The following is a 13571-nucleotide window of genomic DNA, read 5'->3' on the forward strand; positions in this document are numbered from 1 at the left end:
CTTTGCGAGATCCGGCGGTTCCCTCCTGGCTTGTGGCTGATGCTTTGCTTGCGGAGAACGGAAATGCGGCGAGTGCAAACGTGGTTCATCGGCCTGATCTGCCTGGGGCTGTCCGTCTGTTTTCCCGCCTGGGCGCAGACCAAGTTGAGCAACGCGCAGCTGGACCAGCTGATGGCGCCCGTGGCGCTGTACCCGGATGCGCTGCTGTCGCAGATCCTCATGGGGTCGACCTATCCGGACGACATCGCGGCGGCCGCCAAATGGTCGGCCGCGCACAGCTCGCAGTCCGGCGACGACGCCGTCAGGGCGGTCGAGTCCGAATCCTGGGATCCCAGCGTCAAGTCGCTCGTTGCCTTCCCTTCGGTCATGGACATGATGGGACGCGAACCGACCTGGGTGAAATCCGTCGGCGATGCCTTTCTCGCGCAGCCGGAAGCCGTCATGGATTCCGTCCAGCGGCTGCGTACGCAGGCCCAGAAGGCTGGCAACCTGAAAACCACGCCCGAGCAGACCGTCAAGACCACCACCCAGAACGAGAAGACCGTCGTGGTGATCGAGCCCGCCGATCCGCAGGTGGTCTACGTGCCCAGCTACAACCCCACAGTGGTCTACGGCACCTGGGCGTACCCCTCGTATCCCCCTTATTACTACCCGCCGCCGCCAGGGTCGATGTTCGCGACTTCGCTGGTCGCCGGCATCGGGTTCGGGCTGGGGGTCGCGGCGATCAATTCGATGTGGGGCGACGCCGATTGGGGACGCGGCGACATCGACATCGACGTGGATCGCTACAACAACATCAACGTCAACAATCGCCTGGACCGCACCAACGTCAACAACAACCGGTCCACGTGGCAGCACAACGCCGCCAATCGCGGCAATGCGCCGTATGCCGACCAGGCCAGCCGCCAGCGGTTCGACAGCCAGCGGCAGGCCGGCTTGCAGAACCGCGCGCAGGCGGGGCAAGGCGCCGCCGCGGCGGGTTCGCGCGACGCGGCGCGCGAGCGCGCGGCGCAGTCTTTCGAAGGGCGCACCGGCCAGCCGATCGCCGGACACTCCGGGAACGCAGGCGCCCGCGGGCAGCAGGGCAGCCGGGGCGACGGGGCGGCGGGGCGCGCGCAAGGCCAAGGTCCGCAGGGCGGCCAGGGCGCCCGTGACCGCGGCGCTAGCGTGTCCACGCAGGACCGGCAGCAGAACCGGTCTTCCGGCGTTTCGACGCAGGACCGCCAGCCGGACCGCGCCTCCAGCGTATCGACACACGACCGCCAGGCCGCGGCGCAGCGCCAGCGCGCCGACGAGGCCGCCGCGCGCGACCGGGCGCGCGCCACCAACACCAGCAACGCCCTGAGCGGCGCGGGCGACGGCAACCGCATGCGGCAGCAGAACCAGCGCAGTGACGTGAGCCGGGGCGCAGCCCCCCACCGCAGCACCGGCGCCAGCGCGCCGCATCGCGGAGGCGGTGCGCCGAGCCGCGGCGGCGGTGGCGGCGGCCGGGGCGGCGGCGGCCGGAGATAAGCACCATGAACAGCGGAGTTCCCATGACGATTGCTCGTTTGCGCGTGCTGTGCGCCGCGTCGGCGCTGGCGCTCGGTGTCGCGGCCCCGGCCTGGTCGCAGGCCGTCTATCCCAGCGCCCAGGCGGCGGCGCAGGCGTTCACGGACGCGCTGGCCTTGAATGACGTCGATGCCCTGAGAAAGGTGCTGGGGCCGAACCACCGGCAGCTCGTGCCGGGGGGCGTCGACCAGGAAGACATCTACCGCTATCTGGCGGCGTGGGTGCGCAAGCACGAGATCGTCGCCGACGACGGGCGCTCCTGGGTGGCGGTGGGCGATTCCGGATGGACGCTGCCGGTGCCGCTCGTGCGCGCCGGCCAGGGATGGCGTTTCGACCCAGTGACGGGCAAGGCCGAGATCCGGCGTCGCGCCATCGACCGCAACGAATTGACCGCCATCGAAACCCTGCAGGAACTTCAGGCCGCGCAGACCCGCTATCGGCAGGGCGTCGGGCAGGGACGCTACGCCATGCGCCTGGTCAGCCGGCCCGGCGAACGCGATGGCCTCTACTGGCCGGAGCTGCCCGACGCGCCGCCGCAAGCCTTCGGCCCGGATGCCCTGGCGATGGGGCCGGACGTGCCGGCGGACGATGCCTATTTCGGTTATCGCTACAAGGTCATGCCGGACGCGGCAGGCAACGCGTACCGGATCGTCGCCTGGCCCGCGCGCTACGGCCAGACAGGGATCGGCACCTTCGTGGTCGGCCCCGAAGGCGGCGTGCTGGAAAGCGATCTGGGGCCGTCTTCCGCGACGCGCGCTGCGGCCTTGCGAGAGGGCGACCTGCGCGACGGAAACTGGGTCGACGCCAGCGGCCAGCCCATGCCCGCGAAGTAGGTTTTCGGGGCCGTATGGCGCGTTCTCCGCGCGCCTGTTGCTGGGTCGCAACAGGCGTATGCGTTTGTCGCCAAAGCCGCCGGCGCGCCCCGCGCGTGGCCCTTTTGTCAGGCGGCTGTGCCTAAAATGGCGAGCATCGGGCGCCCGCCCGTTTTCTCCTTGCCGGATCCTCAAATTGAACCCCATGCATTTCGTCCGCTGCGCCGTTTTCGGCGTGGGGATGGCGCTTAGCGCCGCGGCGGCTTCCGCCCCGATCTTTGTCCTCAATTCCCTGGACGCCAACGTCAGCATCATCGACCCGGCCACCTACAAGGAGCTGCGACGGGTGCCCACTGGCAAGGAGCCGCACCACCTGTACCTGACGCCCGACGAAAAGTCGCTCATGGTGGCCAACGCCACCGGCGACACCATTACCTTGATGGATCCCAAGACGGGCGACGTGCAGCGCACGCTGACCGGCATCGTCGATCCCTACCAGTTGCAGTTTTCGCCGGACATGAAGTGGTTCGTCACGGCGGCCAACCGCCTGGACCACATCGACATCTATGCCTGGAAGCCGCTGGAAAAAGGCTTTGACCTCACGCTGGTCAAGCGCATCCAGGCGGGCAAGACGCCCAGCCACATCATGATCGACAAGCACAGCACGACGGCCTACGTCACGCTGCAGGACAGCGACCAGCTCATCGCCATCGACCTGGCCACGCAGACGCCCAAGTGGACGGTGCCGGTGGGCAAGACCCCTGCCGACGTCTTCCTGACGCCTGACCAGAAGACGCTGCTGGTGGCGCTGACCGGCGACTCCTACGTCGAAGCCTACGACGTCAGCAACGGCCCTGCCAAGCTGGTCAAGCGCATCCAGACCGCGGCGGGCGCGCACGCCTTCCGCGCGCAGGGCGACCACCGCCACCTGTTCGTCAGCAACCGCACCGCCAATTCCATCAGCCGCATCGACCTGCAGACGCTCACTGTCGTGGATACCTTCCCGGTGCCCGGCGGCCCGGACTGCATGGACGTGCTGGCCGACGGCAAGACGCTGCTGGTGACGTCGCGCTGGGCGCGCAAGCTCACCGTGGTGGACCTGGAACAGAAAAAGGTCGTCAATCAGGTGCCGGTGGGCAAGTCGCCCCATGGCGTCTGGACGCTGAATCATGCGCCGACCCGGTAGCCGTCCGCACGCCGCGCGCACGCGCCGGCCCGCGCCCTGGCGCGCCCGGGCCGGCGCGGTCCTGTGCCTCGCGCTGTCGGCCTCGGCCGTTGGCGCGGCCCCGCCGCCCGCCACCTGCGACAAGCCGGTGTACCTGACTTTCGACACCGGCCACATGGGCGTGGCGCCGCTGATCGCCGACGTGCTGAAGCGCCATCAGGTCAAGGTCACCTTCTTTCTGGCCAACGAACGCACGCTGACCGACGGCGCCAGCCTGGACGACGTGTGGGCGCCCTGGTGGAAGGCGCGCGCCGCCGAAGGCCACGCCTTCGCCTCGCACACCTACGACCACGTCTACTGGCAGGGCGACCTGCCGGGCGGCAAGTTCCGCGTCAAGCCCAGCGCCGGCCCGGACGCCGGCAAGCGCGCCGAATGGACGGCCGAGCAGTACTGCGCCGAGATCAAGCGTCCGGTGGCCCGGTTCCACCAGATGACGGGCAAGGACATGCTGCCGCTGTACCGCGCCCCGGGCGGCAAGACCTCACCCGCGCTGCTCAAGGCGGCCAAGGCCTGCGGCTTCGAGCACGTGGGCTGGTCGCCGGCCGGGTTCCTGGGCGACGAGCTGCCCAGCGACAAATACCCCAACGCCAAACTGCTGGACCAGGCGCTGCGCACCATCAAGCCCGGCGACATCCTGCTGGCCCACCTGGGCATCTGGTCGCGCCAGGATCCCTGGGCGCCCGCCGTGCTGGAACCGCTGATTGAAGGTTTGCAGCGCAAGGGCTATTGTTTCGCTACCTTGAACACCCATCCGGCCTATCGCGACTGGATCGCCACGCATCACTGAACATGGATACGCTTAGCCAACTCTTCGGGGACTGCCAGCAATGGCTCTTCGAGACGGCGATTCAGCCCGCGCTGTTCCACCTGGGCATGAGCAACCTCATCGAAGACGGCTACGACGCCACCATGTGGCTGCTGGTGGGGCTGTTGCAGGTCGCGGTGCTGGTGCTGGTTTTCGGCCCCCTGCAGCGCCTGCGGCCCGTGGAGCCGGTGACCGACCGCCGCCAGATCGGCATCGACGTGCTGTACACGCTGATCCACCGCCTGGGCGCGTTCCGGCTCCTGCTGTTCTTCACCATCGATCCGTTCTGGGACAGCATCTTCGGCCAGCTCCACGTGTGGGGCTTCGCGCCGTTCCAGCTGGACCAGTATTGGCCCGGCGTGACCGACAAGGCTTGGGTCAGCCTCATCATCTACCTGCTGCTGTTCGACGCGGTCGACTACTTCTACCATCGCGCGCAGCACCGCTACGGCTGGCTCTGGGCGCTGCACGCGGTGCATCACAGCCAGCGCCAGATGACCATCTGGAGCGACGACCGCAACCATCTGCTGGACGACATGCTGCGCGACGTGCTCGTCGTATTCGTGTCGCAGCTCGTGGGCGTGCCGCCGGCGCAGTTCGTGATGGTGGTCGCCATCACCCAGCTTGCGCAGAGCTTCTCGCACGCCAACCTGCGCATGCATTTCGGCGCGTTGGGCGAACGCCTGCTGGTCAGCCCGCGCTTTCACCGGCACCACCATTCCATCGCCTACGACGCCTCGTCGCCGGGCCCGGTCGGCGGCTACAACTTCGCCGCGCTGTTTCCGATCTGGGACGTGCTGTTCCGCACCGCGCGCTTTGGCGTGGGCTACGGCCCGACCGGCATCCATGACCAGCAGGCCGAACTGGGCGCGCGCGACTACGGCCAGGGCTTCTGGTCGCAGCAATGGCTGGGCCTCAAGCGCATGGTTGGCCGCGACCGCGAGCCCGCCGCCGCGCCGCCCGCGCCGCCGGCCGGCGTGGAGCGCGCATGAAAAACCCCCGCCGCAGGGTGTCCTGAAGGCGGGGGAATCTGGCGCGGGCCGGAGGGCGGCTTGCCGGCCGCGATGGGGCCGCGATGCAACCGTCAGGCGCCGGGCGCGTCGTGCGTGGTTTCGCGCTTGATTTCGTCGTGCCGGCGTTCCATTTCCTGGCGCAGCTCGCGCCGCAGTCCGGCCGCCTTGAAGCGCTGTTTTTCTTCCAGCGTGCGGGGTTCCAGCGGCGGCACCGCGGTCGGGGCGCCGTTGTCGTCCACCGCCACCATCGTGAAATAGCAGCTGTTGGTGTGGCGCACCAGCTTCTTGCGGATGTCTTCGGTGACCACCTTGATGCCGATTTCCATCGACGTGCGGCCGGTGTAGTTCACTGCCGCCAGAAACGTCACCAGCTCGCCCACGTGGATCGGTTCGCGGAACACCACCTGATCGACCGACAGGGTCACGACATACTGGCCGGCGTACCGGCTGGCACAGGCGTAGGCCACCTGGTCCAGATACTTGAGGATGGTTCCGCCGTGTACGTTTCCTGAGAAGTTCGCCATGTCTGGCGTCATCAGGATGGTCATCGACAATTGGTGGCTAAAGGCGTCGTCCATGGCGGGCGGCTCGTTCGTGAATAAAACGTCTATGGTAGCGGCTGGCGGCTGACATGAGGCCTTAAGCGGCGCGCCTTTCAGGGTTTCTTGGCGGGCGGCGCAACCGGATCCGACGTGGCGGGCGCGGGTTGCGGGGGCGAAGCGGGCGCGGGCGTCGCGTCCGCCGCCTGCGGGGCGGCTCCGCCCTCGGCCTGCGCCGCCGCCTCGGGGACGTCGCGGCGCACGGCGGGCGGCGTCCACAAGCCGTCCAGCACCGCCGGGCCCGGCGCGTAGACGCGAAGCAGCATGCCCACCGGACCCGCCCCGGGGATGGGAAGCCAGTTGGACTGGTCCTCGGGCGGCGGCGCGGCGTGGCTGAAGATCAGGTCCAGCGAGCCGTCCGCGTTGACGCGCAGCGGGTCGCGGCTGCCGAGCGCGTGGCGGTCGACCGGATTGGGCACGGGCATGCCCTGGGCGTCATAGGCAGCCAGCGACCACAGCGCGCCCGTGCCGGGCAACTGGTCGCCGTCGAAATGCAGCGTATAGCGGTGCGCGCCGTCCAGCAGGGCGCCATCGCTGTCGGCGGCCAGCACCAGCACGGTCAGGTCTTCCGGCAGGCCGCTGCCCGGCTGCGCCTGCGCGGCAAGCGCGCGCTGCAGCCATGCGTTGCCGTAGACGCCGACGCTGGCCGTCTCCCGCAGCCAGCCGTTCGCGCCGCGCAACGACTGGCCGGCCGCGGCCTCCATCCGTTCGCGCGCCGCGCGCACGCCGCGGCGCATTCCCTGTTTGGCGGAATGATCGAGCTTGTCGAAATCAAAGGGCCTGCCGGGCACCAGTCCCACGCGCCGCAGCAGGGCCAGCACCGGCTGGTCCGTGGCGTGCGGCGGGTGCTTGCGCAGCAATTCCGCGGCGTAGGTGAAGAACGCGTCGGTCGGCATCGCGTCCACCTGCTCGCGCACCGGAATGTTCAGGTCCAGCGACGGGTCGGCCTTCGACCGCGGCGCCTGCGCGGGCAGGTTCCACTGCGCCAGCGGCGTCAGGACGAAACCGTCCTGCAGCGCGTTGGCCGCGGCCAGGTCCGCGGGGCCGTCGGCCTGGATCAGTGTCCTGGCCCAGACGTGGACCGTGGGCGCGTCGATGCGCGCCATGCCGGAGGGCAGCACGCCGCGCCAGCCCGGCGGCACGATGGCGGTATTGCCCTTGGCCGTGCCGGTGCTGCGCGAACCCAGCGTGGCGAACACGTCCGTCCACATGTCCAGCAGCGTCAGCGTGTAGCGCCGGCCCTGCGTGTCGGGCACGGACAGCACGACGGGCCCGGCCGTCAGGTCGACCCAGCCCGTGCTGCGCAGCATGTCGGGATTGGCCCACGGCGCGGCGTCGCCCGCGCGGGGCAAGGTGCGCCCATGCAGGAACGTGTTGGCCGGCGCGCCGGCCTGTCCGCGCGCCGGGTGGGTGAACTGGCGCCGGGTCAGGTCCATGGTGACCAGCGGGTAGAAATACAGATAGCCTTCCATCGCCGCCTGCTGGGCCGCCTCGGTCGCGGCGGCGGCCGGCGTCGGCTTGGCAGGGGCCGCCAGGGCGGTGTCCGGCGGCATCAGGGCGAAGTGGGCGGCGGCCAGCAACAGGGCCAGGGGGGCAAGGCGGCGCATCGGCGCTCCAACGGTCATGCGGAACAAATGAAAGGCGGCAGCGTGGGCCGCGGGAACACCGCGGCCGCCGGCCATCGTAGCAGCGCTGCAGTGCCGCAAATTCCGCGAAGAAGGCGCATTTACGCGCCAAATCTCGGACCGACGCCAAAACCGCGCGCTGCGCGCAGCATGACGCGCCCAATTCGTAGGCCTATACTTGCTCAAATTCCCTTGGAAGCCGTAGGGCTTTTCGTCCAGGAAATTCCCGCTTCCTTCATACACCCGGAGAGGAGTGCTTCATGGTCAACATGAATCGCCGCCAGTTCTTCAAGGTGACCGGTGCAACCCTGGCAGGCTCCAGCCTGGCCATGCTGGGGGTAGCCCCCGGTACGGCCATGGCCGAAGTGCGCCAGTTCAAGCTTGCGCGCATGACAGAAACGCGCAACACCTGTCCCTACTGTTCGGTGGCCTGTGGTTTGCTGATGTACGGCCTGGGCGATGGCTCGAAGAACGCGCGCGCCAGCATCATGCACATCGAAGGCGACCCCGACCACCCCGTCAACCGCGGCACCCTCTGTCCGAAGGGCGCGGCCCTGATCGACTTCATCCACAGTCCCAACCGCCTGAAGTACCCGGAATACCGGGCGCCCGGTTCAGACAAGTGGGTGCGGATGTCCTGGGACGAAGCCCTTACCCGCATCACCAAGCTCATGAAGGCCGACCGCGACGCGAACTTCGTCGAGAAGACCGCGGACGGCAAGACCGTCAACCGGTGGGTGACCACCGGCATGCTGGCGGCCTCGGCAAGCAGCAACGAGGTCGGCTACATCACGCACAAGACCGTGCGCAGCATGGGGATGCTGGCATTCGATAACCAAGCCCGTGTCTGACATGGCCCGACGGTGGCAGGTCTTGCCCCGACGTTTGGCCGTGGAGCGATGACGAACCATTGGGTCGACATCAAGAACGCGGACATTGTTTTGATCATGGGCGGCAATGCCGCCGAGGCGCACCCGTGCGGCTTCAAATGGGTCACCGAAGCCAAGGCCCATAACAAGGCCAAGCTGATCGTCGTGGATCCGCGCTTCACGCGCTCGGCATCCGTGGCGGACTTCTACGCGCCCATACGCACCGGCACCGACATCATCTTCCTGGGTGGCGTCATCAAGTACCTGTTGGATCACGACAAGATCCAGCACGAGTACGTGCGCAACTACACCGACTTTTCGTTCCTCGTGCGCGAGGATTTCGCGTTCGATGCAGGGCTGTACTCGGGCTACAACGCCGAAAAACGCACCTACGACAAGCAATCCTGGGACTACGAGCGCGGCGAGGACGGCTACGTCAAGACCGACCCCACGCTGCAGCATCCGCGCACGGTCTACCAACTGCTCAAGAAGCACTATTCGCGCTACACGGCCGACATGGTCGAACGCGTCTGCGGCACGCCCAAGGACAAGTTCCTGACCGTGTGCGACCTGCTGGCGTCCACGGCCGCGCCCAACCGCGCCGCCACCATCCTCTACGCGCTCGGCTGGACGCAGCACTCCATCGGTTCGCAGATGATCCGCACCGGCGCGATGGTGCAGCTGCTGCTGGGCAACATCGGCATCGCCGGCGGCGGCATGAATGCGCTGCGCGGGCACTCGAACATCCAGGGCTTGACCGACCTGGGCCTGATGTCGAACCTGCTGCCGGGCTACATGACGCTGCCCAACGAGCCGGAGCAGGACTACGCCAAGTACATCGACACGCGCACGCTCAAGCCGCTGCGTCCCAACCAGCTCAGCTACTGGCAGAACTATCACAAGTTCCACGTCAGCCTGATGAAGGCCTGGTGGGGCGGCGCGGCCACGGCCGAGAACAACTGGGCTTTCGACTACCTGCCCAAGCTGGACAAGCTCTACGACATGCTGCAGGTCTACGAGCTCATGGTGCAGGGCAAGATGAACGGCTACATCGCCCAGGGCTTCAACCCGCTGGCCGCCGCGCCCAACAAGGGCAAGCTGAACGATGGCTTCGCCAAGCTCAAGTTCCTGGTCATCATGGACCCGCTGGCCACCGAGACCTCGGAGTTCTGGCGCAATGCCGGCGAAGCCAACGACGTGGATCCGTCCAAGATCCAGACCGAGGTCTTTCGCCTGCCCACCACCTGTTTCGCCGAGGAAGACGGCGCGCTGGTCAATTCCGGCCGCTGGCTGCAGTGGCACTGGAAGGGCGCCGAGCCCCCGGGCGAAGCCAAGAGCGACATCGAGATCATGGCGCTGCTGTTCACGCGCCTGCGCAAGATGTACCAGGACGAAGGCGGCAAGTACCCCGATCCCATCGTCAACCTGTCGTGGCCATATTCCAACCCGCAGAACCCGACGGCCGAGGAGTTGGCCAAGGAATACACGGGCCGTGCGCTGGTGGACCTTGCCGATCCCAAGGACCCCACGAAGATCATGCGCCGCGGCGGCGAGCAGCTCGCGGGCTTTGCCGAGCTTCGCGACGACGGGTCCACCGCCAGCGGCTGCTGGATCTTCGCCGGCGCCTGGGGGCCGGGCGGCAACCTCATGGCGCGCCGCGACAACAGCGACCCCACCGGCATCGGCCAGACCCTGAACTGGGCCTGGGCGTGGCCGGCCAACCGCCGCGTCCTGTACAACCGCGCCTCGTGCAACCTCGAAGGCAAGCCGTTCGATCCGCGGCGCCAGCTCATCGCCTGGAACGGCAAGATCTGGGCCGGCGCCGACATCCCCGACTTCAAGGGCGACGAAAACCCGGCTGGCGGCATGGGGCCGTTCATCATGAACCCCGAAGGCGTGGCGCGCTTCTTTGCGCGGGCGGGCCTGGCCGAAGGGCCGTTCCCGGAACACTACGAGCCCTTCGAAAACCCGCTGGGCTATAACCCGCTGTACCCGAAGGCCAAGGGCGTCACCAGCAATCCGGCCGCGCGCATTTTCAAGGATGACCTCGCGGCAATGGGCACGGTCGAGAACTTCCCCTACGTGGCCACCACGTACCGCCTGACCGAGCACTTCCATTACTGGACCAAGAACGTCCGCATCACCTCCATTCTCCAGCCCGAGCAATTCGTGGAGATCGGCGAGGCGCTGGCCAAGGAACTGGGCATCCCCAACGGATCGCGCGTCAAGGTGACGTCCAACCGCGGTTACATCAAGGCCGTGGCGCTCGTCACCAAGCGGATCCGTCCGCTCACCGTCGAGGGCAAGACGGTGCACCAGGTCGGCATTCCCATCCACTGGGGCTTCGTGGGCATCGCCCGGCCGGGCTTCCTTGCCAACACCCTGACGCCATTCGTGGGCGACGGCAATTCCCAGACGCCGGAATTCAAGTCGTTCCTGGTGAAGGTCGAAAAGGTATAGGAGAACCGACATGTCCATGCAATCCCTAGACATCAAGCGGCGCTCCGCCACCACCACGCCGCCGCCCGGCATCCGTGAGCCCGTCACGGGCTCGGTGGCCAAGCTGATCGACGTCTCCAAGTGTATCGGCTGCAAGGCGTGCCAGAGCGCCTGCATGGAGTGGAACGACCTGCGCGACGAGATCGGCGTCAACGTGGGCGTTTACGACAACCCGGCCGACCTCACCGAGCATTCCTGGACCGTCATGCGCTTCTCGGAGTTCGAGAATCCCGCCGGCGACCTGGAATGGCTGATCCGCAAGGACGGCTGCATGCACTGCGCGGAGCCGGGCTGCCTGAAAGCCTGTCCCTCGCCGGGCGCCATCGTCCAGTACAACAACGGCATCGTGGACTTCCACGAAGAAAACTGCATCGGTTGCGGCTACTGCATCACCGGCTGTCCGTTCAACGTGCCGCGCATTTCCAAGAAAGACCACAAGGCATACAAGTGCACGCTGTGCTCGGACCGCGTGGCCGTCGGCATGGAGCCGGCCTGCGTCAAGGCCTGTCCCACCGGCGCCATCGTCTTCGGCACCAAGGACGACATGCACCAGCATGCCGCCGAGCGCGTCGAGGACCTGAAGTCGCGCGGCTTTGCGCAGGCCGGGGTGTACGACCCGGCGGGCGTGGGCGGCACGCACGTCATGTACGTGCTGCATCATGCCGACCAGCCGGGGCTCTACCACGGGCTGCCCGCCGATCCGCGGGTCAGTCCCATGGTGTCCCTGTGGAAGGGCCTGGCCAAGCCGCTGGGCCTGGCCATGATGGCGCTGACCGCGCTGGCGGGCTTTTTCCACTATGCGCGGGTCGGCCGCAACGAAGTGACCGAGGAAGACGAACGCAGGGCCGAAGAAGAGGTTCGCCATGAATGAAGACCGCCGCTATCGCCTGATCAAGCGCTACACGCCCGGCGAGCGCACCAACCACTGGATCATCGCGCTCACGTTCATCCTGCTCGCCTTGTCCGGGCTGGCGCTCTTTCATCCGTCCATGTACTGGCTCACCAACCTCTTCGGGGGCGGTCCCTGGACCCGGATCCTGCATCCGTTCATCGGGGTGGTGATGTTCGCCTGCTTTGCGGTGTTCGCCGGACACATGTGGCGCCACAACCTGCTGACCCGCGCGGACCGCCAGTGGCTCAGGCAGCTCGACGACGTGGTCGAGAACCGCGAGGAAAAGCTGCCCGAGGTCGGCAAATACAACGCCGGCCAGAAGCTCCTGTTCTTCGTGCTGGTGCTGTGCATGCTGGGGCTGATGGTCAGCGGCATCGTGATCTGGCGCGAGTACTTCGCGTTTTATTTCCCGATCTGGGTGGTCCGCGCCGCGTCCGTGGTGCACGCGGTTTGTGCGCTGGTGCTGATTTGCGCGATCATTGTGCATATTTACGCGGCGATCTGGGTAAAGGGGTCGCTCACGGCGATGCTGCGCGGCTACGTCACCGCCGGCTGGGCGTGGAAGCACCATCGCGCCTGGTTCCGGGAGCAGGTGAAAAAGTAGTCCCGCGCGCGGCGCGGTCGCTCCCTGCCTCACTCGGCCCTTTTTTCAGGGCCGGCATGTCGTGATCGCACGGCTGCTATCCTCCCCGGAGGCTGGCAGCCGTGTTTGTTTCTCTGGAGACGAGAATTGCAGCGAATTCTTCCGCGTGGCGAGATCGAAGCGCTAGACCATAACGCCATTCCCCGCATCACCCTGCCGGAGCGGGATTCCGTCTTCGCCGTGCGGGCCACCCGTCTGCGCCAGCTTGCCGAGGGCAATCCGGTGGGCGACTACCTGCTGCTGATGGCGCACCTGGTCGATGCCCAGCATCGCGCCCTGAAGGACTGCGCGGCGCCGCAAGCCACCGAAGACCGCATCGCGCTGGCCCAGGCGCACGGCATGCCGCCGCTGCAGGCCGTGGGCTGGCCGCGCGACCCGCTATGGCGCCGCATCCTGGGTCAGTTGCTGGACGACGTGGCGCGTGCGCCGGGCGTGCCTGCCGAGGCCATCGATGTCTGCGCCGCGCTGAACCGCGCGCGCGAGGCCGACACCGAATCGCTCGAAGACCTGGCCCAGGCCGTGCTGTCCGAACAGGACCAGGGCGTGGACAGCGCCGCCGCGCCGTTCGTCATGGCGGCGCTGCAGGTCTACTGGACGGACCTGGCCAGCCGCTTCGATCCCCGGCAGCTTCCCGTCGCCAGCCCGTTCGGGGTGTGCCCGGTGTGCGGCAGCCTGCCGGTCGCCAGCATCGTGCGCGTGGGCGGCCAATACGAGGGCTACCGCTATCTGTGCTGCAGCCTGTGCGCGACGCAGTGGCACATGGTGCGCGTGAAGTGCTCGCACTGCGAGGACGTGGAGAAGGTCGCGTACCAGGCCATCGAAGGCCGCACGCCCGCCATCAAGGCCGAGACCTGTGACAACTGCCATACCTACCGCAAGATCTTCTACCAGGACAAGGACCTGTACGTGGAGCCGGTGGCCGACGATCTGGCCAGCCTGATGCTGGACGTGCTGGTGGGCGAGGCGGGCTATTCGCGGTCCAGCGGCAATCCGCTGCTGTGGCACGGCGCCCAGGACTAGGGCGTCTCGATGACGGAG

At 67.5% G+C, this 13571-nt stretch carries 11 protein-coding genes; 9 read left to right on the top strand and 2 right to left on the bottom strand.

Annotation, left to right across the window (positions count from 1 at the left end):
• The first annotated feature begins 63 nt into the window (after window positions 1-63).
• From ACZ50Q_RS01970 to ACZ50Q_RS01990, 5 genes are all read left to right on the top strand, one after another.
• On the top strand, window positions 64-1512 hold the full coding sequence (locus ACZ50Q_RS01970) for a DUF3300 domain-containing protein (RefSeq protein WP_464080377.1): 1449 nt from the start codon (window positions 64-66) through the stop codon (window positions 1510-1512).
• Between the two features lie 23 nt (window positions 1513-1535).
• Complete coding sequence (locus ACZ50Q_RS01975) at window positions 1536-2384, top strand: DUF2950 family protein (RefSeq protein ID WP_464080378.1); 849 nt, start codon at window positions 1536-1538, stop codon at window positions 2382-2384.
• Between the two features lie 184 nt (window positions 2385-2568).
• Entirely contained in the window at window positions 2569-3549 is a 981-nt protein-coding gene (locus ACZ50Q_RS01980; protein WP_175493096.1) for a YVTN family beta-propeller repeat protein, read from the top strand.
• Between the two features lie 61 nt (window positions 3550-3610).
• Entirely contained in the window at window positions 3611-4375 is a 765-nt protein-coding gene (locus ACZ50Q_RS01985; RefSeq protein WP_092577273.1) for a polysaccharide deacetylase family protein, read from the top strand.
• 2 nt (window positions 4376-4377) lie between these two features.
• Window positions 4378-5385, top strand: coding sequence for a sterol desaturase family protein (locus ACZ50Q_RS01990; RefSeq protein ID WP_464080379.1), 1008 nt, complete (start codon window positions 4378-4380; stop codon window positions 5383-5385).
• Between the two features lie 92 nt (window positions 5386-5477).
• Here the strand turns inward: ACZ50Q_RS01990 and ACZ50Q_RS01995 are convergent, their stop codons facing one another.
• Both ACZ50Q_RS01995 and ACZ50Q_RS02000 read right to left on the bottom strand, forming a co-directional pair.
• Complete coding sequence (locus tag ACZ50Q_RS01995) at window positions 5478-5984, bottom strand: acyl-CoA thioesterase (RefSeq protein WP_092576500.1); 507 nt, start codon at window positions 5982-5984, stop codon at window positions 5478-5480.
• Between the two features lie 77 nt (window positions 5985-6061).
• A complete protein-coding gene (locus ACZ50Q_RS02000) occupies window positions 6062-7612 on the bottom strand; it encodes a DUF1254 domain-containing protein (RefSeq protein WP_464080380.1) in 1551 nt (516 codons plus the stop codon).
• Window positions 7613-7890: 278 nt separating this feature from the next.
• Between ACZ50Q_RS02000 and fdnG the strand changes: the two genes are divergently transcribed.
• The 4 genes from fdnG to fdhE all read left to right on the top strand — a co-directional run bounded on the left by fdnG (window position 7891) and on the right by fdhE (window position 13553).
• The gene (gene fdnG, locus ACZ50Q_RS02005) at window positions 7891-10959 is read left to right on the top strand and encodes a formate dehydrogenase-N subunit alpha (RefSeq protein WP_464080381.1); all 3069 of its coding nucleotides are present in this window, start codon (window positions 7891-7893) and stop codon (window positions 10957-10959) included.
• 10 nt (window positions 10960-10969) lie between these two features.
• Window positions 10970-11869 carry a formate dehydrogenase subunit beta gene (gene fdxH, locus ACZ50Q_RS02010; RefSeq protein ID WP_092576489.1) on the top strand — a complete coding sequence of 300 codons (900 nt, stop codon included), beginning with the start codon at window positions 10970-10972 and terminating at the stop codon, window positions 11867-11869.
• Window positions 11862-12494: a formate dehydrogenase subunit gamma gene (locus ACZ50Q_RS02015; RefSeq protein WP_092576487.1), complete on the top strand. Its 633-nt coding sequence runs from the start codon at window positions 11862-11864 to the stop codon at window positions 12492-12494. Before fdxH ends, ACZ50Q_RS02015 begins: the two co-directional genes overlap by 8 nt.
• A gap of 126 nt (window positions 12495-12620) precedes the next feature.
• Window positions 12621-13553, top strand: coding sequence for a formate dehydrogenase accessory protein FdhE (gene fdhE / locus ACZ50Q_RS02020; protein WP_464080382.1), 933 nt, complete (start codon window positions 12621-12623; stop codon window positions 13551-13553).
• Window positions 13554-13571: the final 18 nt, after the last annotated feature.

Source organism: Achromobacter sp. T5-5 (genome assembly GCF_055397965.1).

What these genes read in the sequence shown, in the direction of transcription:
- ACZ50Q_RS01970 (WP_464080377.1), top strand. Translation starts at nt 64, where the DNA reads ATGCGGCGAGTGCAAACGTGGTTCATCGGCCTGATCTGCCTGGGGCTG.
- ACZ50Q_RS01975 (WP_464080378.1), top strand. Translation starts at nt 1,536, where the DNA reads ATGACGATTGCTCGTTTGCGCGTGCTGTGCGCCGCGTCGGCGCTGGCG.
- ACZ50Q_RS01980 (WP_175493096.1), top strand. Translation starts at nt 2,569, where the DNA reads ATGCATTTCGTCCGCTGCGCCGTTTTCGGCGTGGGGATGGCGCTTAGC.
- ACZ50Q_RS01990 (WP_464080379.1), top strand. Translation starts at nt 4,378, where the DNA reads ATGGATACGCTTAGCCAACTCTTCGGGGACTGCCAGCAATGGCTCTTC.
- ACZ50Q_RS01995 (WP_092576500.1), bottom strand. Translation starts at nt 5,984, where the DNA reads ATGGACGACGCCTTTAGCCACCAATTGTCGATGACCATCCTGATGACG.
- ACZ50Q_RS02000 (WP_464080380.1), bottom strand. Translation starts at nt 7,612, where the DNA reads ATGCGCCGCCTTGCCCCCCTGGCCCTGTTGCTGGCCGCCGCCCACTTC.
- fdxH (WP_092576489.1), top strand. Translation starts at nt 10,970, where the DNA reads ATGTCCATGCAATCCCTAGACATCAAGCGGCGCTCCGCCACCACCACG.
- ACZ50Q_RS02015 (WP_092576487.1), top strand. Translation starts at nt 11,862, where the DNA reads ATGAATGAAGACCGCCGCTATCGCCTGATCAAGCGCTACACGCCCGGC.